The organism is Cedecea sp. (genome assembly GCF_036500665.1).
In the GTDB taxonomy this organism is placed as follows: Bacteria; Pseudomonadota; Gammaproteobacteria; order Enterobacterales; family Enterobacteriaceae; genus Cedecea.
Window position 1 is genome coordinate 50,841 of record NZ_DASYBS010000056.1, and the last position, 26,267, is coordinate 77,107.

The 26,267-nt window shown below is 55.6% G+C and carries 31 protein-coding genes; 11 read left to right on the forward strand and 20 right to left on the reverse strand.

Annotated elements, in window-relative coordinates; all coding sequences use genetic code 11:
• Positions 1 to 3 precede the first annotated feature (3 nt).
• The 6 genes from VGM55_RS08885 to mdcA all read right to left on the reverse strand — a co-directional run bounded on the left by VGM55_RS08885 (position 4) and on the right by mdcA (position 5,547).
• Positions 4 to 963 carry an AEC family transporter gene (locus tag VGM55_RS08885; protein WP_331635265.1) on the reverse strand — a complete coding sequence of 320 codons (960 nt, stop codon included), beginning with the start codon at positions 961 to 963 and terminating at the stop codon, positions 4 to 6.
• A 126-nt stretch (positions 964 to 1,089) separates the two neighbouring features.
• Complete coding sequence (mdcE, locus tag VGM55_RS08890) at positions 1,090 to 1,890, reverse strand: biotin-independent malonate decarboxylase subunit gamma (RefSeq protein WP_331635266.1); 801 nt, start codon at positions 1,888 to 1,890, stop codon at positions 1,090 to 1,092.
• Positions 1,890 to 2,720, reverse strand: a complete 831-nt coding sequence (locus VGM55_RS08895) for a biotin-independent malonate decarboxylase subunit beta (RefSeq protein ID WP_331635267.1) — start codon at positions 2,718 to 2,720, stop codon at positions 1,890 to 1,892. Before VGM55_RS08895 ends, mdcE begins: the two co-directional genes overlap by 1 nt.
• Positions 2,713 to 3,012: a malonate decarboxylase acyl carrier protein gene (mdcC, locus tag VGM55_RS08900; RefSeq protein WP_038476359.1), complete on the reverse strand. Its 300-nt coding sequence runs from the start codon at positions 3,010 to 3,012 to the stop codon at positions 2,713 to 2,715. The genes VGM55_RS08895 and mdcC overlap by 8 nt, the downstream gene beginning before the upstream one ends.
• A gap of 10 nt (positions 3,013 to 3,022) precedes the next feature.
• Positions 3,023 to 3,892: a triphosphoribosyl-dephospho-CoA synthase gene (locus VGM55_RS08905; protein ID WP_331635268.1), complete on the reverse strand. Its 870-nt coding sequence runs from the start codon at positions 3,890 to 3,892 to the stop codon at positions 3,023 to 3,025.
• Positions 3,892 to 5,547: a malonate decarboxylase subunit alpha gene (mdcA, locus tag VGM55_RS08910; protein WP_154189021.1), complete on the reverse strand. Its 1,656-nt coding sequence runs from the start codon at positions 5,545 to 5,547 to the stop codon at positions 3,892 to 3,894. Before mdcA ends, VGM55_RS08905 begins: the two co-directional genes overlap by 1 nt.
• A 387-nt stretch (positions 5,548 to 5,934) precedes the next feature.
• Between mdcA and VGM55_RS08915 the strand changes: the two genes are divergently transcribed.
• Positions 5,935 to 6,567 (forward strand): CatB-related O-acetyltransferase, encoded by a 633-nt coding sequence (locus VGM55_RS08915; RefSeq protein WP_331635269.1) that lies wholly within the window; start codon positions 5,935 to 5,937, stop codon positions 6,565 to 6,567.
• 37 nt (positions 6,568 to 6,604) lie between these two features.
• Here VGM55_RS08915 and cybC read toward each other — a convergent pair whose 3' ends face one another.
• A complete protein-coding gene (gene cybC / locus VGM55_RS08920; RefSeq protein ID WP_061274581.1) occupies positions 6,605 to 6,991 on the reverse strand; it encodes a cytochrome b562 in 387 nt (128 codons plus the stop codon).
• 59 nt (positions 6,992 to 7,050) lie between these two features.
• Positions 7,051 to 8,403, reverse strand: coding sequence for a metalloprotease PmbA (gene pmbA / locus VGM55_RS08925; RefSeq protein ID WP_061274665.1), 1,353 nt, complete (start codon positions 8,401 to 8,403; stop codon positions 7,051 to 7,053).
• A 100-nt stretch (positions 8,404 to 8,503) separates the two neighbouring features.
• On the opposite strand from pmbA, the gene yjgA reads away from it, so the two are divergent.
• Positions 8,504 to 9,058 (forward strand): ribosome biogenesis factor YjgA, encoded by a 555-nt coding sequence (gene yjgA / locus VGM55_RS08930; protein WP_154189023.1) that lies wholly within the window; start codon positions 8,504 to 8,506, stop codon positions 9,056 to 9,058.
• A gap of 58 nt (positions 9,059 to 9,116) precedes the next feature.
• Here the strand turns inward: yjgA and VGM55_RS08935 are convergent, their stop codons facing one another.
• The 3 genes from VGM55_RS08935 to epmA form a co-directional block, all read right to left on the reverse strand.
• Positions 9,117 to 9,746 carry a LysE family translocator gene (locus VGM55_RS08935; RefSeq protein ID WP_008453726.1) on the reverse strand — a complete coding sequence of 210 codons (630 nt, stop codon included), beginning with the start codon at positions 9,744 to 9,746 and terminating at the stop codon, positions 9,117 to 9,119.
• A 75-nt stretch (positions 9,747 to 9,821) separates the two neighbouring features.
• The gene (locus tag VGM55_RS08940; RefSeq protein WP_331635270.1) at positions 9,822 to 10,352 is read right to left on the reverse strand and encodes a GNAT family N-acetyltransferase; all 531 of its coding nucleotides are present in this window, start codon (positions 10,350 to 10,352) and stop codon (positions 9,822 to 9,824) included.
• Positions 10,353 to 10,456: 104 nt separating this feature from the next.
• A complete protein-coding gene (gene epmA / locus VGM55_RS08945) occupies positions 10,457 to 11,434 on the reverse strand; it encodes an elongation factor P--(R)-beta-lysine ligase (protein ID WP_154189025.1) in 978 nt (325 codons plus the stop codon).
• 382 nt (positions 11,435 to 11,816) lie between these two features.
• Here epmA and frdA point away from each other — a divergent pair, with 382 nt between their 5' ends.
• Genes frdA through frdD form a run of 4 tightly spaced genes read left to right on the forward strand, consistent with a single transcriptional unit; the run spans position 11,817 to position 15,110 of the window.
• Complete coding sequence (gene frdA / locus VGM55_RS08950; RefSeq protein WP_331635271.1) at positions 11,817 to 13,607, forward strand: fumarate reductase (quinol) flavoprotein subunit; 1,791 nt, start codon at positions 11,817 to 11,819, stop codon at positions 13,605 to 13,607.
• Positions 13,600 to 14,334, forward strand: a complete 735-nt coding sequence (locus VGM55_RS08955) for a succinate dehydrogenase/fumarate reductase iron-sulfur subunit (RefSeq protein ID WP_154189027.1) — start codon at positions 13,600 to 13,602, stop codon at positions 14,332 to 14,334. The genes frdA and VGM55_RS08955 overlap by 8 nt, the downstream gene beginning before the upstream one ends.
• A gap of 10 nt (positions 14,335 to 14,344) precedes the next feature.
• Positions 14,345 to 14,740: a fumarate reductase subunit FrdC gene (gene frdC, locus VGM55_RS08960; protein WP_331635272.1), complete on the forward strand. Its 396-nt coding sequence runs from the start codon at positions 14,345 to 14,347 to the stop codon at positions 14,738 to 14,740.
• A gap of 10 nt (positions 14,741 to 14,750) precedes the next feature.
• Positions 14,751 to 15,110, forward strand: coding sequence for a fumarate reductase subunit FrdD (gene frdD / locus VGM55_RS08965; RefSeq protein WP_331635273.1), 360 nt, complete (start codon positions 14,751 to 14,753; stop codon positions 15,108 to 15,110).
• A gap of 44 nt (positions 15,111 to 15,154) precedes the next feature.
• Here frdD and ampR read toward each other — a convergent pair whose 3' ends face one another.
• On the reverse strand, positions 15,155 to 16,030 hold the full coding sequence (ampR, locus tag VGM55_RS08970) for a LysR family transcriptional regulator AmpR (RefSeq protein ID WP_154189029.1): 876 nt from the start codon (positions 16,028 to 16,030) through the stop codon (positions 15,155 to 15,157).
• A 133-nt stretch (positions 16,031 to 16,163) separates the two neighbouring features.
• On the opposite strand from ampR, the gene ampC reads away from it, so the two are divergent.
• Positions 16,164 to 17,312 (forward strand): CMY2/MIR/ACT/EC family class C beta-lactamase, encoded by a 1,149-nt coding sequence (gene ampC / locus VGM55_RS08975; RefSeq protein ID WP_154189030.1) that lies wholly within the window; start codon positions 16,164 to 16,166, stop codon positions 17,310 to 17,312.
• A gap of 106 nt (positions 17,313 to 17,418) precedes the next feature.
• The gene (locus tag VGM55_RS08980) at positions 17,419 to 17,952 is read left to right on the forward strand and encodes a lipocalin family protein (protein WP_154189031.1); all 534 of its coding nucleotides are present in this window, start codon (positions 17,419 to 17,421) and stop codon (positions 17,950 to 17,952) included.
• On the opposite strand, the gene sugE is transcribed toward VGM55_RS08980, so the two are convergent.
• A complete protein-coding gene (sugE, locus tag VGM55_RS08985) occupies positions 17,949 to 18,266 on the reverse strand; it encodes a quaternary ammonium compound efflux SMR transporter SugE (protein ID WP_154189032.1) in 318 nt (105 codons plus the stop codon). The two genes, VGM55_RS08980 and sugE, sit on opposite strands and share 4 nt — an antisense overlap.
• Before the next feature lie 289 nt (positions 18,267 to 18,555).
• On the opposite strand from sugE, the gene VGM55_RS08990 reads away from it, so the two are divergent.
• Positions 18,556 to 19,164, forward strand: a complete 609-nt coding sequence (locus tag VGM55_RS08990) for a response regulator transcription factor (RefSeq protein WP_331635290.1) — start codon at positions 18,556 to 18,558, stop codon at positions 19,162 to 19,164.
• A 31-nt stretch (positions 19,165 to 19,195) separates the two neighbouring features.
• On the opposite strand, the gene ecnB is transcribed toward VGM55_RS08990, so the two are convergent.
• From ecnB to efp, 3 genes are all read right to left on the reverse strand, one after another.
• A complete protein-coding gene (gene ecnB / locus VGM55_RS08995; RefSeq protein ID WP_038476410.1) occupies positions 19,196 to 19,342 on the reverse strand; it encodes a lipoprotein toxin entericidin B in 147 nt (48 codons plus the stop codon).
• Between the two features lie 101 nt (positions 19,343 to 19,443).
• Entirely contained in the window at positions 19,444 to 19,578 is a 135-nt protein-coding gene (locus VGM55_RS09000; protein ID WP_154189034.1) for an entericidin A/B family lipoprotein, read from the reverse strand.
• A gap of 62 nt (positions 19,579 to 19,640) precedes the next feature.
• Complete coding sequence (gene efp, locus VGM55_RS09005) at positions 19,641 to 20,207, reverse strand: elongation factor P (RefSeq protein ID WP_016517543.1); 567 nt, start codon at positions 20,205 to 20,207, stop codon at positions 19,641 to 19,643.
• Positions 20,208 to 20,248: 41 nt separating this feature from the next.
• Between efp and epmB the strand changes: the two genes are divergently transcribed.
• Entirely contained in the window at positions 20,249 to 21,277 is a 1,029-nt protein-coding gene (gene epmB / locus VGM55_RS09010; RefSeq protein WP_331635274.1) for an EF-P beta-lysylation protein EpmB, read from the forward strand.
• A 92-nt stretch (positions 21,278 to 21,369) separates the two neighbouring features.
• Here epmB and VGM55_RS09015 read toward each other — a convergent pair whose 3' ends face one another.
• From VGM55_RS09015 to VGM55_RS09030, 4 genes are all read right to left on the reverse strand, one after another.
• Positions 21,370 to 21,741: a DUF4156 domain-containing protein gene (locus VGM55_RS09015; protein ID WP_331635275.1), complete on the reverse strand. Its 372-nt coding sequence runs from the start codon at positions 21,739 to 21,741 to the stop codon at positions 21,370 to 21,372.
• Between the two features lie 111 nt (positions 21,742 to 21,852).
• Complete coding sequence (gene groL / locus VGM55_RS09020; protein ID WP_061274618.1) at positions 21,853 to 23,499, reverse strand: chaperonin GroEL; 1,647 nt, start codon at positions 23,497 to 23,499, stop codon at positions 21,853 to 21,855.
• 40 nt (positions 23,500 to 23,539) lie between these two features.
• Positions 23,540 to 23,833 carry a co-chaperone GroES gene (locus VGM55_RS09025; RefSeq protein ID WP_008453772.1) on the reverse strand — a complete coding sequence of 98 codons (294 nt, stop codon included), beginning with the start codon at positions 23,831 to 23,833 and terminating at the stop codon, positions 23,540 to 23,542.
• A gap of 135 nt (positions 23,834 to 23,968) precedes the next feature.
• Positions 23,969 to 24,445, reverse strand: coding sequence for an FxsA family protein (locus VGM55_RS09030; protein ID WP_331635291.1), 477 nt, complete (start codon positions 24,443 to 24,445; stop codon positions 23,969 to 23,971).
• Positions 24,446 to 24,789: 344 nt separating this feature from the next.
• Between VGM55_RS09030 and aspA the strand changes: the two genes are divergently transcribed.
• A complete protein-coding gene (aspA, locus tag VGM55_RS09035) occupies positions 24,790 to 26,226 on the forward strand; it encodes an aspartate ammonia-lyase (protein ID WP_154189038.1) in 1,437 nt (478 codons plus the stop codon).
• The last annotated feature ends 41 nt before the right edge of the window (positions 26,227 to 26,267 follow it).

A 26,267-nucleotide genomic window follows, 5' to 3' on the forward strand; every position in this document is an offset into this window, starting at 1 on the left:
TATTTAAAGTCCTGAAGTCAGCGTAATAAACAGCGGTAGCGACAGGATAGAGAGTACCGAGCTTAGCAACAACACGGCTTCTGCATCCGGCGACTGCACGCCAAAACGGTTGCCAAAGACCACGCCAAAGAAGCCGGCGGCCAGGGCAATCATCAGGATGGAGGTAATCGCAACCGGGCCGGTCAGGCCAAGCGCCAGCACGATGCCCCAGGCGATGAACGGCTGAATCAGCAGCTTGGTGACGGTCGCGGTTATCACCATGGTGTTGATCTGCAGCCTGCGGGCCGACAGGATCACCCCGGTCAGGAACAGCGCGGCAGCGGTGGCGGCCAGGCCCAGCGGTTTAATAGAGGCCAGCAGCAGGTCAGGCATACGGATACCGATAGCCGACAGCACAACCCCAAGCAATGGTCCCCAGACGATAGGTTTTTTCACCGAACGCCACATCAGCACCGGCAGCATCGCCAGCGTTGAGCCGCTGCTTTCACCGGCCGCACGCGCTTTTTCACGCTCAAGAATCAGCAGGCAGAACGGTGTCATCAGGACGGAACCGCAGGCAATCGACACCGCCACGGAAAGCGAAGTCGAAGAGCCTTCACCGAGCACGCTGCCTAAAATTGGCAGGCCGAGCGCGGCATAGTTAGGCAGCGCCACGGTAAGGGTCAGCACGGCGGCATCCTGCGGCGACTTTTTAAATACGCTGGTCGCCAGGAAGTAAATCGCCGCGTAGGTAATCCACATCGCAAGCACCAGCACCACAATCAGCGGTGACTGTTGAACAATGCCAAGCCACGGCGTTTGAACGGTCGCGCTAAACAGCGCGGCGGGTAGAGCAAAGTCCATGACAAAAATGTTTAACAGCGAGACATTTTTGTTATCGACCATTTTCGCTTTGCCGGCGAAAAATCCCAGCAGCATGATGACAAAAATAGGGGCCAGAGCATGAACGATCACGTAAGTCATAACTTCACCTTGAGTCAATAAAGAGAGTTAGCACGGTCGCGATATTTATTATTTTCGGACGTTTTTTTTACTCAGGCACGGCGTACCGTGCCTGGTTATAGAGTCCGGCAGGTTTGTCTTTTTTTATTACCAGCTGGCGCGCATACGTTCGCGAACCAGCGCCGAACTGTGGCGATTTTTCGCCAGCAGACGGCATTTCAGCGAAGTCTCGCTCCGTGCTTCTTTCACCGCCGTACTCAGAGCAGCCTTCACTTTTGCCACATCGTCGCTCTGCGGAGCATCCGGGTGGCTGATATCCAGCAGCGCCGAAAGCAGGCCGAGAGTTTCGTAGTTGCTGATGTCGTAAGCCATCGGTGGGATGGTGGCGGCCAGCTTCTCCAGCGCCTCCACGGTGCGTAAGGTGATGCGCGCGGCGGACTCTTTCCCCATCGCGTGGATCATCACGCCCTTGTCGTTAAAGGCGATCAGCCGGTTAGCCTGGTAACCATGGGCGAGAAACGCCCCGGACATCGCTTTGCCGACAATCAGGCCCACAACAGGATGCCCGGCCAGGCGAGCATTGGCATAAGCGCCTGCGGCACCGGCCAGCGCCTGATGAATACCGAATGCCTCTTCGCGGCGGCCATAGGCCTGGCTTGGGACATCAATCACCGCAACGATGGCGCGCTTTTCAGCCTTGTTTGCATCTTCAGCGATGGTTTCGCTGACCACTTTTGCCAGCGTCCAGCCTTCTAACAGCCCCACTTCGCCGCCAGCAGCACGGGGATAATGGTTATTGGCATCGGGCACCACGGCGATAAAGCGGGCAGGTTTCCCGTCAACGTTGCCGTCGGCAACCTGTACGGAGGCGCACAGCCCCGCCATACGAGGTGCATCCGGAACTAAAGTATCCAGCCAAACGGCGGCGCGATTCAGTTTCTGGCTCATTAACGTTTCTCCCCAAAAAGCTGTTTGATCTGTTCGGCATCAGCCTGCTGGCCGGTGTCGAAATGGGTCAGGCGATCCAGATACCACGCGTAGCTATCGGTGCGATGCTGCGCCGGAACGCCTTTGGCGATGGCTTCGTTGACCGCCTGCTTCACGGCATGAATGCCGTCACCAACCAGCGCATCCACCAGCCCGCTCTGATAGCGAACTTCACCGCCGGTCATGCCCCAGATAAACGGCCGATCGCGGGAGTCATATTCCTCAATGCCCGCTTCCTGCTCGATAACCTGCGGGCCGTTCAGGCCAAGACGTGCCTCGCGAGTCACAATCAAATAGCTGCAAAGCGCGGCGGCGATCGACATCCCGCCGAAGCAGCCCACGGTGCCGGCCACAACGCCAATCACCGGGGTGTAGCGACGTAAATCGACAATCGCCGCGTGGATATCGGCAATCGCCGCCAGGCCGAGGTTGGCCTCCTGCAGGCGCACGCCGCCGGTTTCCAGACAAAGCACAGCCTGAGTAGGAATGCCATTGCGGTTATCTTCCGCCGCCAGTTCAAGCGCGGCCGCCATTTTTGCGCCGGACACTTCGCCCATGCTGCCGCCCTGGAATGCGCCTTCGATGGCAATCACCACCGCCGGGCCACCGTTAATCGTGCCTTTGGCAACGACCATGCCGTCATCAGACTGCGGCACAATGCCCTGCGGCCCCAGCCACGGCGAAACAATGCCGTCGAACGGGTCAAGCAATTCACGATAGCTGCCTTCATCCAGCAGCAGACGTGCGCGCTCGCGGGCTCTTAATTCAATAAAGCTGCTGTCGTCACGCATGAGCCACCTCCTCAAAGACCTGTTCGATACGGATACGCGCCACGCCCGGCGTCGCGCCAAAATCATGAATTTTCAACTCTCCGGCAGGCAGGCTGCTTAGCGCGGCCAGGCGCTCGAAAAGTGCTTTCCAGCGTTTTTCGCTGTTATCGACGGAGGTGGTGATGTCGATGGTCAGAGTCTGCCCCTGTGCGGCAGAAAACAGGACTTCCATATCGCCGGAGCCCACCACGCCAGCCAGGGCTTTGCCTGTGGCCGTGCGGGTTGCCGGAAATGACAACGTAATGTGTTCCATAACGCCCTCGTTAAATAAGTGAGTGAAGCGGGGTAGCATCGTTGGCGATGCGGTCCAGCAGCAGCGTGGCGGCGAGCAAATCAGCCGCCCCGCCCGGTGAGGCATTTAGCGCCAGCATGTTGCGGTCGAGCACGTCCAGCGCATAGCGGCCTTCCTGGCGCGAGATACCGCCGTTGATCAGCACGCTGCGGGCACCGTTTTGCATCGTTTCCAGGCCGGCTAACCCGGCGCGAGAGAGCACGCAGGTATCTGACAGCGAAGTCATAATCGCCATCAGAGCGTCAATACGCGCCTCGCCTTCGGTTGCTCCGGACTGGCGGCTATGGCGGAGCTGAGGCAGCGCGAGACGCATAACGTGAGGAAAACCCTGCTGAGCCTCTTCTCGTGCGCCCGGTACGCGGTAGCGTCTTGTGGCTCTCAACCCTTTGCTAAAGCTCTTCGGCGCCGCCTCATCCGGGAGCGCAGCAAGCCGTGCTGCCGTAGCGGTAACCTCCTCGCTGCTGCCCGTCATGCCGTGCATAGCGGCGGCGGAAACCAGCAGCCCAAGCGCCCAGATTGCGCCCCGGTGGGTGTTCACCCCGCAGGTCGCCGCCATCATCTGCTGCTCCCCTTCGCGCCCCAGGCGCCCTACCAGCTGGCGCAGCGCGACGTCTGCCGGACGTTCCCAGCTTTGTAATGCCAGATCATGAAATGTCGGGGTCAGGCTGTGGGCCGATCGCTCCATCAGCGCCAGGCTGAGATCGTGATGGGCGCCATTCCCCCGGCTGTCCACCAGACCGGGTTTTGGGCTCAGACGGGCTTCTTCAATCAGGCTTTGGGTTGCCGCCCTTGCCAGCCAGCCCGCCCCTGCCTCAACGCCTTTCTGTGGATGTAATTTCATTACCAGCTCCGGAATTTCGCCGGCGGGTTGTAGAGACCGCCGGACCATTCGACCAGATCGGCCACGCTACTTGCCGCCAGCAGGGAACGAGTCGCATCGCTGCGGCGGATCCCCATGTCTTCCGGGTAAGCCACTTTGCCGCTCTGGCGAAGCGCCGCGACGCGCTTAGCGTCAACGCCCAGGCCAATGTCGGTGATACCAGCCACCGCTGCCACCATCGCACGTCGCTCTTCCAGGCTCTCCGCGCGGTAGAGGTACGCAATCCCTTCTTCGGTCAGCACGTGGGTTACGTCGTCACCGTAAATCATCACCGGTGCCAGCGGCATACCGGAGGTTTTAGCCACTTCAACAGCATCCAGGGTTTCTACGAAGGTTGGCTTCACGCCCGCCTGGAAGGTTTCAACCATCTGCACCACCAGCTTTTTGCCGCGCTGCATCGGGTCAGGTTCAGTTATCATGTTCAGCCAGGCCGGCGTGGCATGGCGACGACCGTGCGGGTCATGGCCCATATTTGGCGCGCCACCGAAGCCCGACAGGCGGCCACGCGTTACGGTAGAAGAGTTCGCCAGGCCATCAACCTGTAGGGTCGAACCGATAAACATATCCACCGCGTATTGCCCTGCCAGCTGGCACATAGCGCGGTTAGAGCGCATGGAGCCATCGGCACCGGTAAAGAAGATATCCGGGCGAGCGCGGATGTATTCTTCCATCCCCAGCTCGCCGCCGAAGCAATGCACGCTCTCCACCCAGCCGCTTTCAATCGCCGGGATCAGCGTCGGATGTGGGTTCAGGGTCCAGTGCTTGCAGATTTTGCCTTTCAGGCCAAGCCGTTCGCCGTAGGTGGGCAGCAGCAGCTCGATGGCAGCGGTGTTGAAGCCGATCCCGTGGTTCAGGGACTGCACCTGATGCTCGGCGTAAATGCCTTTAATGGCCATCATCGCCATCAGGATATGTTCCTGCTTGATCAGGCGCGGGTCGCGAGTAAACAGCGGTTCGATAAAGAACGGCTTATCGGCAACCACCACGTAGTCAATCCAGGAGCCGGGAATGTCCACGCGCGGCAGATCGCAATCATCGTCGACCAGCTCATTAACCTGAGCGATAACGATCCCGTCGTGGAAGGCGGCAGCCTCAACCAGCGCTGGCGTATCTTCGGTGCTTGGCCCGGTGTACAGGTTGCCTTTACGGTCAGCTTTATACCCGGCGATGAGCGCGACGTTAGGCGCAAGATCGACGTATAAGCGCGCATAGAGTTCGATATAGGTATGAATCGAGCCAATTTCTAACTGCCCGTCTTCCAGCAGCTGAGAAATGCGCAGGCTTTGGGTCCCGGAGAAAGAGAAGTCGAGCTTGCGGGCGATGCCTTTTTCGAAAATATCAAGGTGTTCACTGCGACCGACGCTCGGCATGATCATATGCAGATCGTGTACTTTTTGCGGGCTGACTTCCGCCAGCATGCGGGAGAGAAAATCTGCCTGTTTCTGGTTGTTTCCTTCCAGCACCACCCGGTCGCCCGGCGCAATCAGCTTTTCCATTACACCGACGAGGTCCCCGGTCGGGATCACCTTGCCCTGTACGTTGCTGGACGCCATTCGCCGCTGCTTCTCGGTGCGGCGTGTGTTCCAGACGCGGGCAGGCGTTTGGCTAGCACTCATTATTAACCTCCTGATTCAGCGAATCATTTTGATTGGCTTTAGTCTGGTTAAAAGTGTGCGCCACGCCGGGTTGGCTATCAATTAAGCTCAGGAACCAATCATTAGCCTTAGAGTAATAATGGATTACCCGTTTTGTGATCGAGGTAGAAGGCGAAGATGTCCAGGGTGCGCTACACAAAAACGAGGGAGGAAAAAAGTGAACTCTGCCGCCGCCGGTGTTAAGGTTAGCGGGTCTTCAATACAGGTTTTAACGTCATGCTACTCACCACAATCCTCAACAATCCTCTGCTGAAACAGCCGCGCATCGCTTAGCGCGCTCACACATTCCCGTCTGCAAATTGAAACGGAACGTTGTTCCGTCGGCATACTATTGTTGTGAGAAAAAACATGTCACAGACTGAAAAACACTGGTCTCAGGTCGAATACCTGCACGAAACGGTGACCAACCCCAATATTCATATCAAAGGCCAGCACAGTTATTACAGCGACTGCTGGGATAGCGGTTTTGAGCAAAGCGCGGTGCGCTACCTGCAGGGTGATGCGGTGAGTCGAGCCTGGGAGCCCATTGGCGAACTTGACCAGCTGTGGATTGGCGATTACGTCTGTATCGCCGCCGAGGCGGTGATCCTGATGGGCGGCAACCACACGCACCGAGGCGACTGGTTCTCTCTTTACCCCTTTATCGAGACCATCAAAGACGCCTACCGCGCCAAAGGCGACACGACGCTTGGCGATGGATGCTGGATAGGCATGAGGGCAATGATTATGCCTGGCGTGACCATTGGCGAAGGCGCGATTATCGCCGCTGGCAGCGTGGTGACGAAAGACGTCGCACCTTACAGCGTCGTCGGCGGCAACCCGGCCAAACCGATCGCCCTGCGTTTCGAACCCGGAGTGATTGAGCGGCTGCTGAAGCTGCAAATTTATCAGCTAAGCGACGCGCATTTTCAGGCTATTCAGCCCCTGCTGAGCAATAACGATATTGATGCGCTGGAACGCGCGGTGAGAGCATTGCGGTAACAAGAGCGGGCGGGAATAACCCGCCCGTTTTTAAATCTTAGCGGAACTTCTTGTGGTAGGTATCGCGCGTGGTTTTGAAGTCAGCGGCAGCTGCCTGGGCTTCTGTCACTTTGCCTTCGTTGGCCAGCTTCAGCGCACCGTCAATCTGGCCCACGAGGATATCAAACCCGTGGCGGTACTCTTTCATGTTGGCGCTATCGGCTGCTTCATTTTCCAGCTTTGGCGGCGTCCCTTTCTGCGCATCCAGAGCCGCTTCACGCATGTTGCCCAGTGAAGTTTTCAGCTCGGCGGCATCTTTGGTGCTCAGCACGGTTTTGTAGTTTTTGGCGATAATGTCCATGTCGTCGCCAACGTCTTTCGCAAAAGCGACGCCGGACAACAAAACGGATGATACTGCTAACATTGCAATCAGTTGCTTACGCATTCACTCACCTTTATCTTTTTTATATGAGAAACGGGCGCGGCAGGGCGCGCCACATTGCTTTACTGACCGGCTATCTTCATCTCCGGAAGTAAGACTGAACCACACTGAATGTTGCTACGTGTTTCTATATCGTTGCCAATAGTAACTATCTCGCGCCACATGTCCTTCAGGTTACCGGCGATGGTGATTTCACTCACCGGATACTGGATCTCACCGTTCTCAACCCAGAAGCCTGCCGCACCGCGAGAATAGTCGCCGGTAATGCCGCTTACGCCCTGCCCCATCAGCTCGGTCACCACCAGACCGGTGCCCATCTGTTTCAGCATTTCCTCAAAGCCGAGGCCCTGGCCGGCAATACGCCAGTTGTGGATGCCGCCCGCATGGCCGGTACTTTTCAGCCCAAGCTTACGCGCGGAATAGTTGGTCAGCAGCCACTGCTGCAGCACGCCATCTTTAATGATGTCACGGCGTTCGGTGCGCACGCCTTCGCTGTCGAACGGCGTTGAAGCCAGGCCTTTCAGCAGGTGCGGATGCTCTTCAATGGTCAGCCACTCCGGCAGAATTTGCTTGCCGAGGGAGTCCAGCAGGAAAGTTGATTTACGGTACACCGCACCGCCCGCAATCGCGCCGACCAGGTGACCGAACAGCCCGGTCGCCACTTCATTGGCGAAAATCACCGGCGCTTTCATGGTGGACAGCTTGCGTGGCGACAGGCGGGACAACGTGCGGCGCGCGCAGTCGGCCCCGACCCATTCAGGAGACTTAAGGTCTTCCATCGCGCGGCCAATGGTATAGGCGTAATCGCGTTCCATGTCGCCGTTCTCTTCGGCAATCACGCAGCTCGAAAGAGAGTGACGAGTAGAGCAGTAGCTTTGCAGCATGCCGTGGCTGTTGCCGAAGACTTTAATGCCGTAATGGCTGTTAAAGCTGCCGCCTTCGGTGTTGGTAATACGCTTGTCCACGTTCAGCGACGCGTTTTCCGCACGCGCGGCAAGCTCAATGGCGCGCTCCGGGTCAATTTCCGTTGGGTGGAAGAGATCCAGATCCGGCGCATCGAAGGCCAGCAGCTCTTTGTCCGCCACACCTGCGTAAGGATCCGGTGAGGTATAGCGCGCGATATCCAACGCCGCCTGTACGGTACGCGCTATCGCGTCCGGGCTAAGGTCGGTAGACGAAGCGCTGCCCTTGCGATTTTGATGATAAACGGTGATGCCAAGCGCACCATCGCTATTGAATTCGACGTTCTCCACCTCACCGTAGCGGGTGCTGACGCTGATACCGGTGGTTTTACTGACCGCAACTTCCGCGCCGTCTGACTTGCCTTTCGCTAGCTCCAGCGCCTGTGAAACCGCCTGCTCCAGAACCTGACGTTGTTGTGCTACTTGCGTGTTTACTTTCATTGCTACTGCCATAATGTAAGGTGAGTCTTTCAAGTCTAACAGGATCAGAACAATTTCGCAGTGCAGCCCCATTGCTGGTAATATCCGCGTCAACTTTTTTAAGGAGCCTAATATGACCAAGCAGCCCGAAGACTGGCTCGACGACGTGCCCGATAATGAAAATGAAGACGAAGATGATGAAATTATCTGGGTCAGTAAAAGTGAGATTAAGCGCGACGCCGAAGAGCTAAAACATCTGGGCGTTGAGCTGATGGAACTGGGCAAAAATGCCCTGGAAAAAATCCCGCTCGACGACGATTTGCGTGCCGCGATTGAACTGGCGCAGCGTATTAAGAAAGAAGGACGTCGCCGCCAGATACAGCTGATCGGCAAGATGATGCGTTCTCGCGATATGGATCCGATCCGTCAGGCGCTCGACAAGCTGAAAAACCGCCACAACCAGCAGGTGTCGCTGTTCCACAAGCTGGAAGCGCTGCGCGACCGCCTGGTCGAAGAAGGCGACGAGGCGATGAGCGAAGTCCTGAGACTTTATCCGCAGGCCGACCGCCAGCAGCTGCGCGTGCTTATCCGTAACGCGCAAAAAGAAAAAGCGGCCAACAAGCCGCCTAAGTCCTACCGTCAGATCTTCTCCTACCTTCGCGAACTCGCCGAAGCGCAGGAAAGCTAAGACGCTAGCGCTGGCCCGATATTCTCCGCGGCCAGCGCTCAATATCTTCTGACCTTTTTCAGGTCAAATTACTGCGTCGATAAAGCGCCACGCCCACCGCCAGCACGGCGAGCATTCCCGCACAGCTGCGGTTCACCCAGCGCATCACGTTAGCGGAAAACTTACGCATCGCATGGCGGCCACCCCAGGCATAAATCGTCATCATAATGCAGTCGATAATTGCGCTGACCAGCGCCAGAATCATGTACTGCATCGCCACCGGCTCCTGCGGGCGGATGAACTGTGGTAAAAAGGCCGAGAAAAACAGCAGCCCTTTCGGGTTGGATAAACCGACCATCAGCGAACGTAAAAACGCCGTCTTGCCCGTTGCTACCGCCGCCGACGCGCTCACGCTTAGAGCCTTAGCAGGGGCGCGCCACAGCACGTAAGCCAGATACACCAGATAAAGCGCACCGCCCCACTTCACCACCGCAAACAGCTGCTCGGAAGCCTGCAACAACGCGCCCAGTCCACAGCCTACGGCACCAATCAGCAACAGGTCGGCAAGTACCGCACCGAGAAAGCCGTAGCCCGCAATGCGCATCCCGTAAGTCGCCCCGTTATTGAGCGCCAAAAGCATCGACGGGCCGGGCGTCACCATGACCGCGCTAACGGCGATGACATAAAGAAAAAGCGTGGTGATATCCATCAATCAAGTCCTGGTCAAAAAATACGTCAGTGCCCGGCGGTGATTGGCCGGCGAGCACGTTAAACGAAGGGTGGTTTAAACGCTGCGCTCCATCACGACGCGGCTGAGATCGTCAAAAAATCGCTGATACCGCGCCGCGTCGATGGGCTGCGGATAGCTCAGCACGATCAGCTGATGGTCGGGAATGTCCGCATGGTAGGTCGGGTGGAAATGCAAGTACGCGTTTTCGCTAAACCCGAGGCTTTGGTAAAAGCGCAGCCGCTTATGGGCGATCTCGGTGGTCAGCGGATCGATTTCGAGAATGGTTTGCGGGTAAAGCTGTAAAAACTGGCTCAGCATGCGTTTGCCATAGCCCTGTGCGCGCAGTTGGCCATTGACGGCAAGATGTTCGATATAGGCGTAATCGCCGAAGCCCCATGCGCCAATCATGCCGACAAACTGCTCGCCGTCAAACCACGCCTGCAGGCTGTAGTTTGGGTTGGCAAGTGCGCTGACTTTTGCGTCGGGCTGGCGTTTTTCATGCCGGGGAAAGGCGCTTTCATACAGCTCGTCCACGCATTCAAAATACGGGGAGCGGCGGTCGGTAATTCGTTTTATCGTTAGCATGGCGCGCAGTTTATCAAATGAACACGCAGAAATAACCTGCGGTGGGCTATGTAAGCATGGGCTAAAAAAATGGCCCCAAATGTGGGGCCACTCTCCTTCGAGCGTTAAGCGCGATCGACGGGAAAGGCTAAAACCTCGGAGAGGCTTTCCGCCCCCAGCGCCAACATGATCAGGCGGTCAACGCCCAGCGCCACGCCGGAGCTGTCCGGCATACCCGCTTCCAGCGCCGCCAACAGGTTCACATCTACCGGCTGCTGCGGCAGGCCTCGTGCTGCACGCTTGCGGTTATCCTGCTCAAAACGCTGCTGCTGTTCGCGCGCGTCGGTCAGTTCGTGGAAGCCGTTCGCCAGCTCAATCCCTTTAAAGTACACCTCAAAGCGCTCCGCCACGCGGTGATCTTCGGTGCTGATCTGCGCCAGAGACGCCTGGCTTGCCGGGAAGTGATAAACGAAAGTCGGCTTGTCTTTACCAATCTGCGGCTCTACGCCCATGGCGAACAGAAGCTGCAGCAGCGTATCCCGGTCTTCTTCTTTGTCGGCGATGTTGCTCAGGTCAAGCTTCGCCGCCGCTTCACGCAGCTGGGTTTTGTCGGCAGACAGCGGGTCAATGTCCAGGTGACGCTGGAATGCCTGCTGATAAGAGAGGCTTTCTGCGGCACCGCACTCCAGTACCTGCTGCAGCAGGTCATCCACCTCATTCATCAGGCGGTACATGTCGTAGTGCGGACGGTACCACTCGAGCATGGTGAATTCCGGGTTGTGATGACGCCCCATCTCTTCATTACGGAAACTGCGACACAGCTGGAACACCGGGCCACAGCCCGCCGCCAGCAGGCGCTTCATGTGATATTCCGGGCTGGTCATCAGGTACAGATTCATGCCCTGAGAGTGGCCTGGACCGACGAAACGGGTTTCAAACGGCACCAGATGGATGTCGGTTACCGTCGCCTGGCTCATGCAGGGTGTTTCCACCTCCAGAACGCCGCGGTCGGCGAAGAAGCGCCGAATCTCCGCCATAATGGCGGCGCGTTTTAGCAGGTTGGGGATGGATGCGCTCGGCTGCCAGGTGGCCGTTTCGCTCATGAGAAAGTCTCCGTATTTATGCAAGGCCGAGAAGTCTACCCGCATCACAGAAAGGAGACAAATTTTGCGCAGAGAATTTTAGTTTCGGCGCTTACTGGCAGGGCCTAAGCAAACTTTTTCTCGTGCCCCAGCCGCCGTTTTTTTCTTCGCATTACACCATTTCAAAAATTAATTTTGTGACGCAATTCATTAACAGAAGTAATTAATCAGCACACAGATCGGCAAAAAAATCGAGCAAATCAAATTTCCCTAAAATCCCTCCGGTTATACTTCATCTACCTAAAAAGGAGCAGGGATACACCTTTCGCAGCCACCGCCTTTCTGACGGTGAATACCCTTTGGTCGTATAGCTTTGCGAATTACTACAATCTGGAGGAATGTCGTGCAAACCTTTCAAGCCGATCTCGCCATTATAGGCGCCGGCGGAGCAGGCCTACGAGCAGCCATTGCGGCAGCCCAGGCTAATCCACAGGCAAAAATCGCTCTGATTTCCAAAGTCTACCCAATGCGCAGCCACACGGTTGCCGCCGAAGGGGGTTCCGCTGCCGTCGCGCAGGATCACGACAGCTTCGACTACCATTTTCACGACACCGTTGCCGGGGGCGACTGGCTGTGTGAGCAGGATGTGGTCGACTACTTTGTCCACCATTGCCCAACCGAAATGACCCAGCTTGAGCAGTGGGGCTGCCCGTGGAGCCGCCGCCCGGACGGCAGCGTCAACGTCAGGCGCTTCGGCGGCATGAAGATCGAACGTACCTGGTTCGCCGCCGATAAAACCGGCTTCCATATGCTCCACACGCTGTTCCAGACCTCCCTTCAGTTCCCGCAAATTCAACGCTTCGACGAACACTTCGTCCTCGACATTCTGGTCGATGACGGCCAGGCGCGCGGCGTGGTCGCGATGAACATGATGGAAGGCGAGCTGGTGCAGATCCGCGCCAACGCGGTAGTGATGGCCACCGGCGGTGCCGGACGTGTTTATCGCTACAACACCAACGGCGGCATCGTCACCGGGGACGGCATGGGCATGGCGCTGAGCCACGGCGTACCGCTTCGCGATATGGAGTTTGTGCAATATCACCCAACCGGGCTGCCGGGCTCCGGCATCCTGATGACCGAAGGCTGCCGCGGCGAAGGCGGCATTCTGGTAAACAAAAACGGTTATCGCTACCTGCAGGATTACGGCATGGGGCCGGAAACCCCGCTCGGCGAGCCGAAGAACAAATACATGGAGCTCGGCCCGCGCGATAAAGTGTCTCAGGCCTTCTGGCATGAGTGGCGCAAAGGCAACACCATATCAACCCCGCGCGGTGACGTGGTTTACCTCGACCTGCGCCACCTGGGCGAGAAAAAGCTGCTTGAGCGCCTGCCGTTTATCTGCGAACTGGCAAAAGCCTATGTCGGCGTCGACCCAATCAAAGAGCCTATTCCAGTCCGCCCGACCGCGCACTACACCATGGGCGGGATTGAAACCGACACTAAATGCGAAACCCGCATCAAAGGGCTTTACGCAGTAGGTGAATGTTCTTCCGTGGGCCTGCACGGGGCCAACCGTCTTGGCTCTAACTCGCTGGCGGAACTTGTGGTGTTCGGCCGTCTCGCGGGCGAGCAGGCGATGGCGCGCGCCGCTCAGGCACAGCCGGCAAACGACGCTGCGCTGAGCGCTCAGGCTGCCGATGTTGAAGGTCGACTGAAGCAGCTGGTCAACCAGGAGGGCAACGAAAACTGGTCGAAAATCCGCGACGAGATGGGGCTTTCTATGGAAGAAGGCTGCGGGATTTACCGCACGCCGGAGTTGATGCAAAAGACCGTCGACAAGCTGGCAGAGCTGCAGGAACGCTTCAAGCGCGTGCGCATTACCGACACCTCCAGCGTTTTCAATACCGACCTGCTGTACACCATCGAACTGGGCCACGGCCTGAACGTTGCCGAATGTATGGCGCACTCAGCCATCGCGCGTAAAGAGTCACGCGGCGCTCACCAGCGTCTGGATGAAGGCTGTACCGAGCGTGATGACGTCAACTTCCTTAAGCATACGCTGGCCTTCCGCGATGCCGACGGTACAACCCGTCTTGAGTACAGCGATGTGAAGATCACCACGCTGCCTCCGGCAAAACGCGTGTACGGCGCAGAAGCGGAAGACGCTGAGAAAAAGGAGAAGGCAAATGGCTGAGATGCAAACCCTGAAGATTGAGATTGTGCGCTACAACCCGGAGACGGACAGCAAGCCGCATAGCGCAATCTACGAGGTGCCTTTTGACGAACAAACGTCGCTGTTGGACGGGCTGGGTTACATCAAAGATAACCTTGCGCCAGACCTCAGCTACCGCTGGTCGTGCCGTATGGCGATTTGTGGCTCCTGCGGCATGATGGTCAACAAAGTGCCGAAACTGGCCTGTAAAACCTTCCTGCGCGAATACACCAACGGCATCAAGGTTGAAGCGCTGGCTAACTTCCCGATTGAGCGCGATTTAGTGGTCGACATGACTCACTTTATCGAAAGCCTGGAGTCGATTAAGCCTTATATTATCGGCAACTCGCGCACGCCGGACCAGGGGCCGAACACGCAGACGCCCGCACAGATGGCGAAATACCATCAGTTCTCCGGCTGCATCAACTGCGGGCTGTGCTACGCCGCCTGCCCGCAGTTTGGCCTTAACCCTGAGTTTATCGGTCCGGCAGCTATCACCCTCGCCCATCGTTACAACCTGGACAGCCGCGACCACGGCAAGAAACAGCGTATGCCGCAGCTTAACGGGCAGAATGGCGTGTGGAGCTGCACCTTTGTCGGCTTCTGCTCCGAAGTCTGTCCGAAACACGTCGATCCGGCTGCAGCCATCCAGCAGGGCAAAGTCGAAAGTTCGAAAGACTTTTTGATTGCTACCCTGAAACCACGCTAAGGAGTGCACCATGACTACGAAACGTAAGCCTTATGTCCGCCCCATGGCGCCAACCTGGTGGCGGCAATTGGGCTTCTACCGTTTTTATATGCTGCGTGAAGGCACTTCGGTACCCACCGTCTGGTTCAGCATTGTGCTGATTTACGGACTTTTTTCGCTGAAACACGGCGTGGAAGGCTGGGCAGGCTTCGTCGGTTTTCTGCAAAACCCGATTGTGATTATCCTCAACCTCATCACCCTGGCGGCCGCCGTGCTGCATACCAAAACGTGGTTTGAGCTGGCGCCGAAGGCCGCTAACATCATCGTGAAGGGCGAAAAAATGGGACCTGAGCCGGTCATCAAAGGACTGTGGGTCGTCACTGCTTTGGTGACTGTCGTCGTGCTGCTTATAGCACTGTTCTGGTAAGGAGGCTGCCGTGATCAATCAAAATCCAAAACGCTCCGACGAGCCGGTATTCTGGGGCCTGTTTGGCGCAGGCGGCATGTGGGGTGCGATTTTCGCACCGGTCATCGTGCTGCTGGTCGGCATCATGCTGCCGCTTGGCCTGTTCCCGGGCGACGCCCTGAGCTTTGACCGTGTCTATGCCTTCGCCCACAGCTGGGTTGGCCGCCTGTTCCTGCTGCTGATGATTGTGCTGCCATTATGGTGTGGCCTGCACCGTATTCACCATGCGATGCATGACCTGAAAATCCATGTCCCGGCCGGGAAATGGGTATTTTACGGGCTTGCCGCCATTCTGACCGTGGTGACAATTATTGGTTTACTGACGCTTTAACCGCTTCTTAGCGTGCAATAAGGCCTGCCTCTGTGCAGGCCTTTTTAGTTTCTACATTGCCCGGTGATCCATGCGGAGAAATCCAGCATCGCAGGTGTTTCCGGACGAGATTGCAGCCGCGTTAACCAATAGCTCCCCAGGGTGATTTCAGCGTCAAAGGGGCGCACAATCCGCTCGCTGTTCAACAAGTGGGTAAACATATTCACCGGAGCAATTGCAACCCCCACGCCTGCCTGCGCAGCTTCCAGCATCGTTATGGAGGAATCAAACACCATCACCAGATGCGTCGGCGAAGGCGTTGGCCCCTCCGCGGCCTGTAACCATGCAGACCACTCGTCACGCCGGTAAGAGCGCAGCAAAGTAAACTTCAATATGTCAGCAGGATTTTGCAGTTCAGCCGCCAGCGCAGGTGAACAAAGTGGAGTAAGCGGCGCATCACACAAAAAGGTAGCCTCGGTACCGTGCCAGGCCCCGCTGCCAAATCGCACGGTGTAATCCAGCCCTTCTGCCGCCGGATCAACCCGATTATTGTGGGTTGAAAGCTGCAGGTCGATGTGCGGATAACACCGCTGAAAATGCGCCAGTCTTGGCAGCAGAAAACCGGTGGCAAACGTTCCTACAACGCCAAGCTTAAGTTTTTCTCTCGCCTGCATCCCCGAAAAACGGTCAAGCATGCCCGCAATACGGTCAAACGAATCATTTAGTACAGGTAACAGGTTTTCACCTTCCGTGGTGAGCATCAGGCCGCGGGAAACGCGAACAAATAGCTGACAGTGCAGATGTTCTTCCAGCGCTTTTACCTGCTGGCTGATGGCGGAATGCGTGACATTCAGTTCAATAGCGGCATGCGTAAAGCTAAGGTGCCTGGCGGCGGCCTCAAAAGCACGCAGGGAGTTGAGCGGGATATAGCTGCGGGTCATGGCATCACCTGTTAGAAAATCTTAAATCTAATGCCAAATTTAATCGTTTGTCATCCACAGTCAAATCCAACAAACTTGCCTCGTCTGACGGGCCCGGACTGCTATCATCTCTCTCTAAGGAAGGTTATCCCCTATGAAAAAATCCCTATGCCTGACGTTGCTGCTCGCCGCCTCATGCACCAGTTTTGCTGCGCAGAAAGATCTTACCGCGCAGCAGATTGAAAAGATTGTGAACCGCACCGTTGCGCCGCTGATAAAAGAGCAAGCGATCCCCGGTATGGCGGTGGCGGTTATCTATAAAGGCTACCCGCTGTATTTCACCTGGGGCGAAGCCGACGTTCAGCGTAACGTGCCGGTAGATAAGAAAACGCTGTTTGAACTCGGTTCGGTTAGCAAAACGTTTACCGGCGTGCTGGGCGGCGATGCTCTGGCTCGCGGTGAAATTAGCCTTAGCGATCCGGCGCAAAAATACTGGCCTGAATTGAACGGGAACCAGTGGAAAGGGATCACCCTGCTGCAGCTTGCCACCTATACCGCCGGTGGCCTGCCGCTGCAGGTGCCGGATGAAGTGACCAATAACGACGCTCTGCTTAAGTTCTACCAAACCTGGCAGCCACAATGGGCACCGGGCACGCAGCGTCTGTACGCCAACGCCAGTATCGGGCTGTTTGGCGCGCTGATGGTGAAACCCTCCGGCATGAGCTTCGAGCAGGCAATGTCAAAACGCGTCTTTGAGCCGCTAAACCTTACGCACACCTGGATTAACGTTCCAGCTACTGAAGATAGCCACTATGCCTGGGGCTATCGCGACGGCAAGGCCGTACGCGTCTCACCGGGTATGCTGGATGCGGAAGCCTACGGGGTGAAATCCAGCATCGAGGATATGGCGCACTGGGTACAGGCCAATATGGCACCCGACCGCCTCGAGGATAAAATCCTGCAGCAGGGCATTCAGCTCGCGCAATCCCGCTACTGGCGTGTGGGCAGTATGTATCAGGGGCTTGGCTGGGAGATGCTAAACTGGCCGGTGAAAGGCAAAACCGTGATTGACGGCAGCGACAACAAGGTCGCTCTTGCGCCGCACCCGGCAACAGCGATTGAGCCACCGGTTCCCGCGGTGACAGCCTCATGGGTACATAAAACCGGTTCAACCGGCGGCTTCGGCAGCTATGTAGCCTTTATTCCGGAAAAACAATTGGGCATCGTCATGCTGGCGAATAAAAGCTACCCGAACCCCGAACGAGTAAAAGCCGCTTATACCATTCTCGAAGCGCTGCAATAACCCGCTGTGGCCTGTTTAATCACAGGCCCTATTATTTCCGGCTCCGCTCACACTTTTTTGCCAGCCGCCATCTACACTTAGCTAAAACCCCTGCAAGGAATCTGCTATGCGCATTTGGCCCGCTGTCACCGCGCTTGCGGTTGCATTATTCGTTGTCTCCTGTAGCGCCCCAACCCCGCCTCCCAGCGTCACGGTGGTCAAAAACTTCGATGCTAAACGCTTTATCGGCACCTGGTATGAAATCGCCCGACTGGATCATAGTTTTGAAAGCGGTCTGAATCAGGTGACGGCCACCTACAGCTTTATGGATGACGGCGGGCTACGCGTGATAAATCGAGGTTTTAACCCGGACAGACAGATGTGGCAGCAGGTTGAAGGGAAGGCTTACTTTACCGGAGATCCGAGCGTAGCCGCGCTGAAAGTTTCGTTCTTTGGCCCATTCTACGGCGGCTATAACGTCATTGCGCTGGATACAGACTATCGCCATGCGCTGGTGTGCGGGCCGGATCTCAACTACCTGTGGATCCTTTCCCGCACACCAACCATCAGCAACGACCTCAGGCAACAGCTGCTGGCAACCGCCACACGCCAGGGCTTTGCCGTGGATAAATTGATTTGGGTGAAACAACCAGGCAGTTAGTGCGTGGAAAGTTTCAGGCCGATAATCCCAACCACAATCAGAGCCAGGCTAGCCAGACGCATCGGGTTAGCCGACTCTCCTAGCAGTAAAATACCGATAATTGCGGCGCCAACGGCGCCAATTCCCGTCCACACAGCGTAGGCCGTACCGGTCGGCAGGGTTTTCATTGCCCAGGAGAGCAATGCCATACTGACAACCATGGCAATAATCGTGATAACGCTTGGCCACAGGCGACTAAAACCGTGGGTATACTTAAGTCCTACCGCCCAAACCACTTCCAGTAATCCGGCAATAAACAGAACAATCCAGGCCATAACAGCTCCAGTGAAAAATGGGGCCGTCCCCGTTGAGAGATGCGCTTGCGGGTCGTCCCGTAAGGCTTAGGTGAGAAAAGCATTTTAGCACCCGGCAGACACCATGGAAATCTGTTCGCAAATGCCGCTGAGTGAAATAATCGTTTCATCCCACAGGCCTTGCTAAGCCTGGAATTGACAGCGAATTCGAGCGCATTTCCGTGATTCATTTTGCCACATTTATTCATATGATAAAACGTGGTTTGCCAGCCTGCAAACGCCGCAGTAATGATTAACGTGAAACGTGAAAATGTATAAAATATTATTGGTTGATAGGTGTTACTTCAGCCGTCAGGGACTGACGCACTTGCTCAATCAGAAAAATAATCTGGCTACGGCAGTGAGTATTTCAGAGACAGACAATTTACTTCTCGCCCGGGAAAAAATTATAAAATGGCAACCTAATATGGTGATTGCCGACTTCAATAGTTTCTCAACCGCATTGCATAATATCCAACAACTTTCGACTATCTATTCAGCCTGTGGCGACACGACGCGTTTACTGCTGCTACAAAGCGGGCAGCACCCGATGATTGCCGAATATTGTGCCACTCAGGGCAGCAACGACATTTGCGATAAGTCGCTATCACTACCTGCATTAACCACGATAATTCAGCAGACTATTGCAGCCCGACCGCCATTTCGCGAAGTGAAGCGCCATATTACTCCGCTACTGACTTTACGCGAAGAGCGAATATTAAAACTGTGGAAGGAAGAGGCGAATAATGAATATATCGCTCGGGTAATGGATATAAGCGTAAAAACGGTTTATACGTATAAGCGAAACATTCGTTTAAAGCTGGGCGCGGATAATAGACTGGCGCTATTTTTGAATATCCCTGAGGCTGTTTTAGAATAGCGGCACGGTTATATTACCGTACCGCAAATCGTTATTGCTGAGCTTTTGTTGCCGCACCAGAAATAGCATGGCCGCCGCTCTGGATATCCTCACCTACACCGCGCGTGGTGTTGCAGGCGGTCAACAAGGATGAAAGAACGACGAGAGAGAAAAACGCAGCAAGGGTTTTCTTAATCATGAGCTTTTCCTTTTAGCAATGTTGTTTGTGTATAGCTCGTTAAGCATAGACAAAAAACGGCGCGATGAAGGAAAAGTGGAGCGTTTTCGGAACAGAGGAAATTATTTATTGGCCGCGCGCTCGATAGCGCCGCCGAGATGCTGCAGGTCTTCACCAAAGCCACGCGTCGTATGGCAGCCAGACAGCGCAGCGGCCAGCAGCGAGATAAAGAGAATTTGTTTCAGTAAACGGTTCATCTTCCCTGCCTTATTAAAGCGGCGGCGCAGGCGTCTGGCGCCGCGCCGCGAACCTTCGCGAATTACTTCACGCGAGAAACGTATTCACCAGAACGGGTGTCAACTTTGATGACTTCGCCGATCTGTACGAACAACGGAACTTTAACCACAGCGCCGGTGCTCAGGGTGGCAGGTTTGCCGCCGGTACCGGCGGTATCGCCTTTCAGGCCAGGATCGGTTTCAATGATTTCCAGCTCAACGAAGTTTGGTGGCGTCACGGAAATGGGCTGGCCGTTCCACAGGGTCACGATGCACTCAGCCTGGTCCAGCAGCCATTTAGCGTTTTCGCCAACGGCTTTTTCGTCCGCAGCCAGCTGCTCGAAGGTCTGGTTGTTCATGAAGTGGTAGAACTCACCGTCGTTGTACAGGTAAGTCAGGTTCATATCGACAACGTCAGCGCCTTCTGCAGAGTCGGTAGACTTGAAGGTTTTCTCTACGCGGGTACCGGTCAGCAGACGACGCAGCTTAACGCGCGCGAATGCCTGGCCTTTGCCCGGTTTTACGAACTCGCTGGCTTCAACCGCGTACGGTTCGCCATCCATCATGATTTTAAGACCGGCACGGAAATCGTTGCTAGAATAAGTCGCCATAAGGCCCTCTGAATTTGTTAACTGGTAGCTTAGCCAAAAAAATGGCACACATTGTAACCCTAAATCCCCCTCACAGAGAAGATTGGTTAACGCAACTTGCCGATGTTATAACCGATCCTGATGAACTGCTGCACATTTTAAATGTAGCCGCTGATGAAGAATTGCTTGCAGGACGTGAAGCAAGGCGACTTTTTGCGCTGCGGGTCCCCCGCGCTTTTGTTGCGCGTATGGAAAAAGGCAACCCTAACGACCCGCTGCTGCGCCAGATTTTGACCGCGAAGCAGGAGTTTGTTGCCGCTCCAGGCTTCACTACCGACCCTCTGGAAGAGCAGCATAGCGTGGTACCGGGTCTGTTACACAAGTACCGTAACCGTGCTCTGCTACTGGTGAAAGGCGGCTGTGCCGTGAACTGTCGCTACTGCTTCCGCCGCCACTTTCCGTATGCAGACAACCAGGGGAACAAACGCAACTGGCAGACCGCGCTCAACTACATCAGCGAGCACCCGGAGCTGGACGAAATCATCTTCTCCGGCGGCGACCCGCTCATGGCGAAAGACAACGAGCTGGACTGGCTTATCAGCGAGCTGGAAGGCATTCCTCACATCAAGCGGCTGCGTATCCATAGCCGCCTGCCGATCGTCATTCCTGCCCGCATTACCGACGTGCTGGCGGCAAGAATCGCCCGCTCATCGCTTCAGGTGCTGCTGGTAAACCACATTAACCACGCCCAGGAGATTGGTGACGATTTCCGTTCAGCGATGGCGAAGCTGCGCCAGGCGGGCGTCACGCTGCTGAACCAAAGCGTGCTGCTGCGTGGTGTGAACGATAGCGCACAGACGCTGGCTGACCTGAGTAATGCATTATTTGATGCAGGCGTCATGCCGTACTATTTGCACGTGCTCGACAGAGTGCAGGGCGCGGCGCACTTTATGGTGGAAGACGAAGAAGCCCGGGCCATTATGCGTGAGCTGCTGACGCTGGTTTCAGGCTATATGGTGCCTAAACTGGCAAGAGAGATAGGCGGTGAACCCAGTAAGACGCCGCTGGATTTGCAGCTGCGGCAGAAGTGAGAGCGTAGCCGCCCTCACCCTAACCCCCTCCCCCAGGAGAGGGAACCGTTTAATGTTGCCTTCTTCTGCAGGGTGAGGGTAATACTCATTTATCAGTTCGGGCACTTATAAACCTGGCCGGTCATAACGCTGGCGGTCGGCGCAAAGCTTGAAAGCAGGGTCTGGCTTGGGCTGCTCACGCCGTACAGGACGTTACCGCCCATCTCGGCCGCATTGTTACGCAATGCATTTGCCGCGCCGCGCATTGAACCACCTTCATCACCGTGCTGGCCGGACAGCCAGTTGCTCTGCTCACCGGTGGCGGTGCCTAACAGGCGGCATTCGCTACCCGGTTTGTCTTCCACAAAACGAACGCTCTGGCCGCTGGAACTCAGCTGATTGCCCGTGCTACATCCTGCCAGCAGCAGCGCTGCCACAACCACTCCTGATGAGACTTTCATGCGCATGTTATTCCCCGTAATCAAGGTATTGAGCCGTTATCGCCCGGTAAGACCTTATACCAGACTGTGAACAAAAGAAAAAACCCTCAGACATTTCTGACTGAGGGTTTCTTTAACACAAGGTGCTTAGACGAATTACATCATGCCGCCCATGCCACCCATGCCGCCCATACCACCAGCAGCGCCTAAGTCAGGAGCATCGCCTTTAGGCAGGTCGGTTACCATGCACTCGGTCGTGATCATCAGGCCCGCAACGGAAGCCGCGTACTGCAGAGCAGAGCGAGTGACTTTGGTTGGGTCCAGGATACCGAAGTCGATCATGTTGCCGTATTCTTCGGTAGCCGCGTTGTAACCGTAGTTACCTTCGCCCGCTTTCACCGCATTGGTCACAACGGATGGCTCTTCACCGGCGTTAGAAACGATCTGACGCAGAGGCGCTTCCATCGCGCGCAGCGCAACTTTGATACCCACGTTCTGGTCTTCGTTCTGAGCGGTCAGGTTTGCCAGTTTTGCTGCAACGCGAACCAGCGCTACGCCGCCACCGGCAACCACACCTTCTTCAACCGCAGCACGGGTCGCGTGCAGGGCATCGTCGACGCGTGCTTTTTTCTCTTTCATTTCAACTTCGGTAGCAGCACCGACTTTGATTACCGCTACGCCGCCTGCCAGTTTCGCTACGCGCTCCTGCAGTTTTTCACGATCGTAGTCAGAAGTCGCTTCTTCGATCTGCTTACGGATCTGACCAACGCGCCCCTGAATAGCCGCTTCTTCACCCACGCCATCGATGATGGTGGTGGTGTCTTTGTTGATCACAACGCGTTTAGCCTGGCCGAGGTCTTCCAGGGTCGCTTTTTCCAGCTCCATACCGATCTCTTCAGAGATAACGGTACCGCCGGTCAGGGTCGCGATGTCCTGCAGCATAGCTTTACGACGGTCGCCGAAGCCAGGTGCTTTAACCGCAGCCACTTTCACGATGCCGCGCATGGTGTTAACCACCAGGGTAGCGAGCGCTTCGCCTTCAACGTCTTCTGCGATGATAACCAGCGGTTTGCCTGCTTTCGCAACGGCTTCCAGCACCGGCAGCATTTCACGGATGTTAGAGATTTTTTTGTCAGCCAGCAGGATGAACGGGCTTTCCAGCTCAACGGCACCGGTTTCCGGCTTGTTGATGAAGTATGGGGACAGGTAGCCACGGTCGAACTGCATACCTTCAACCACGTCCAGTTCGTCTTCCAGGCCGGTACCGTCTTCAACGGTGATCACGCCTTCTTTACCGACTTTGTCCATCGCTTCTGCGATCAGTTTACCTACGGTTTCGTCGGAGTTCGCGGAGATAGTCCCCACCTGAGCAATCGCTTTAGAGTCGGAGCACGGTACGGACAGCGCTTTCAGCTCTTCAACAGCCGCAACAACGGCTTTATCGATGCCGCGTTTCAGATCCATTGGGTTCATACCGGCAGCAACAGCTTTCAGGCCTTCGGTGATGATAGCCTGAGCCAGTACGGTTGCGGTGGTGGTGCCGTCGCCTGCAGCGTCGTTCGCTTTAGAGGCAACTTCTTTCACCATCTGCGCGCCCATGTTTTCGAACTTGTCTTCCAGCTCGATTTCACGCGCTACGGAAACGCCATCTTTGGTGATGGTCGGTGCACCGAAAGATTTATCCAGAACCACATTACGGCCTTTAGGACCGAGGGTAACTTTCACTGCATCTGCCAGTACGTTAACGCCGCGCAGCATTTTTACACGAGCGTCGTTACCGAATTTTACGTCTTTAGCTGCCATTTCTTCTATTCCTCAAATTCGTTCAGGTTCGTGCGTCAAATTACGCTTCAACAATTGCCAGGATGTCGCTTTCGGACATGATCAGCACTTCTTCGTTGTCGATTTTCTCGGACTTCACGCCGTAGCCATCGTTGAAAATAACGATGTCACCCACTTTCACGTCCAGCGGCTGAACGCTACCGTTTTCCAGGATGCGGCCTTTACCGACAGCGATGATCTCGCCACGCGTTGATTTGCCCGCTGCGGAGCCCGTCAGAACGATGCCGCCCGCAGATTTGGACTCAACTTCTTTACGCTTGACGATGACACGATCATGTAATGGACGAATGCTCATTGATAGCTCTCCTTTGAGAAAGTCAGTATCAGATAGTTAGGTAACGCCGTCCCATACGGGTTATCGGCTGGTGACCTGATTAATGGGGATGGGCCATCCCCCCTTCAAGGGGGGAAAGCAAAAAAAAACTAAAATTTAACGCTCGTCGCGCTCCTTATCATCGAGACGCTTTGGCGTTTCATCCTGGCGCTGATACTCGCCGTCAAAGGTATTCCCGCTCTGACTGCCGGCGCTGAAACCGCCGCCCGGCATACGGGAAAAACGCAGATGCGGCATCAGCTTCAGCGTTAAATGTTTTTGTACCGGCGGCAGCAGCAGCAGCAGGCCGAGGAAGTCCGTAAAGAAGCCCGGTAACAGCAAGAGGATACCGGCAATAATCAGCGAGACGCTTTTAATCATCTCTGCAGCCGGGCTCTCACCCGTGGCCATTTTCTGCTGCATCAGCATCAGGTTTTTAAAGCCCTGGTTACGCACCAGCGACAGGCCAATCACCGAAGTGAAAATAACCAGAATCAGGGTCATAAAGACCCCCATAACGTGTGCCACCTGTATGAACAGCGAAATCTCGATGTAAACATAGAGGAAAATGGCGATAAACGGGATCCAGCGCACCATACGCTCCTGTAATCGGGCGAGCCCGGAAGTGGCCTCGCGAAAAATGGGTTGGCAATTATGCGTAGAGGTGAAATGGCGACGACATAGACAAAGATCAATGCTTATTCAGGGAATTTTTTCTGGAAATTTTCAACTATTGACTTATATCACATATTAATAATTGTTATGCAATACGGCTTTTAATAAGTGATCCAGGTTACTGCTTTTCGCTATCATCAGCATATCATCACGAAAACGCGGCCGAATATGGACATAATCGTCGGCCTATTAAGCTCACAACCACATTTCGTGTGTGTGAATAAAACAGTGCATTTATCTGCAGCTTTACTAAGAAGGTTCACATGTTAAATAACATTCGTATCGAAGAAGATTTGTTGGGTACCAGGGAAGTGCCGGCGGATGCCTACTATGGTGTTCATACTCTGCGTGCGATTGAAAACTTCTACATTAGCAACAGTAAAATTAGCGACATACCGGAATTTGTACGCGGTATGGTGATGGTGAAAAAAGCGGCGGCAATGGCGAACAAGGAACTGCAAACCATTCCTAAAAACATCGCGAACACCATCATTCAGGCCTGTGATGAAGTTCTGAACAACGGCAAATGCATGGATCAGTTCCCGGTAGACGTCTATCAGGGCGGCGCCGGTACTTCGGTGAACATGAACACCAACGAAGTGCTCGCCAACATCGGTCTGGAACTGATGGGCCACCAAAAAGGTGAATACCAGTTCCTGAACCCGAACGACCACGTCAACAAATGCCAGTCCACCAACGACGCCTACCCAACCGGCTTCCGTATCGCGGTTTACACCTCGATAATCAAACTGATCGACGCGATCAATCAACTGGGTGAAGGCTTCCAGCGTAAAGCGGTTGAGTTCGCCGAGATCCTGAAAATGGGCCGTACCCAGCTGCAGGATGCAGTGCCGATGAGCTTGGGTCAGGAGTTCCATGCGTTCAACGTGCTGCTCACCGAAGAAACCAAAAACCTGCTGCGCACTGCGGAACTGTTGCTGGAAGTGAACCTCGGCGCGACCGCTATCGGTACCCGCCTCAACACCCCGGATGGTTACCAGCAGCTGGCAGTACAGAAACTGGCCGAAGTCAGCGGCCTGGCGTGTGTCCCGGCAGAAGACCTGATTGAAGCGACCTCCGACTGCGGCGCGTACGTCATGGTACACAGCTCCCTGAAGCGCCTGGCCGTGAAAATGTCCAAAATCTGTAACGACCTGCGCCTGCTCTCTTCCGGCCCGCGTGCTGGCCTGAACGAAATCAACCTGCCAGAACTGCAGGCAGGTTCATCTATTATGCCGGCCAAAGTGAACCCGGTTGTACCGGAAGTGGTGAACCAGGTCTGCTTCAAAGTGATCGGCAACGACACCACGGTGACCATGGCTTCCGAAGCCGGTCAGCTGCAGCTGAACGTGATGGAGCCGGTGATTGGCCAGGCGATGTTCGAGTCCATCCACATCCTGACCAACGCCTGTTACAACCTGCTGGAGAAATGCATCAACGGCATCACCGCGAATAAAGAAGTGTGTGAGAGCTACGTGTACAACTCCATCGGCATCGTGACCTACCTGAACCCGTTCATTGGCCACCACAACGGCGACATCGTCGGCAAGATTTGTGCGGAAACCGGCAAGAGCGTGCGCGAGGTCGTGCTGGAGCGCGGCCTGCTGACCGAAGCCGAGCTGGACGATATTTTCTCCGTCCACAACCTGATGCACCCGGTCTACAAAGCTAAGCGCTATACCGATGAAAGCGAACAATAATTCATTCACATAAACGCCAAAAGGCACGTCCAGTCGGACGT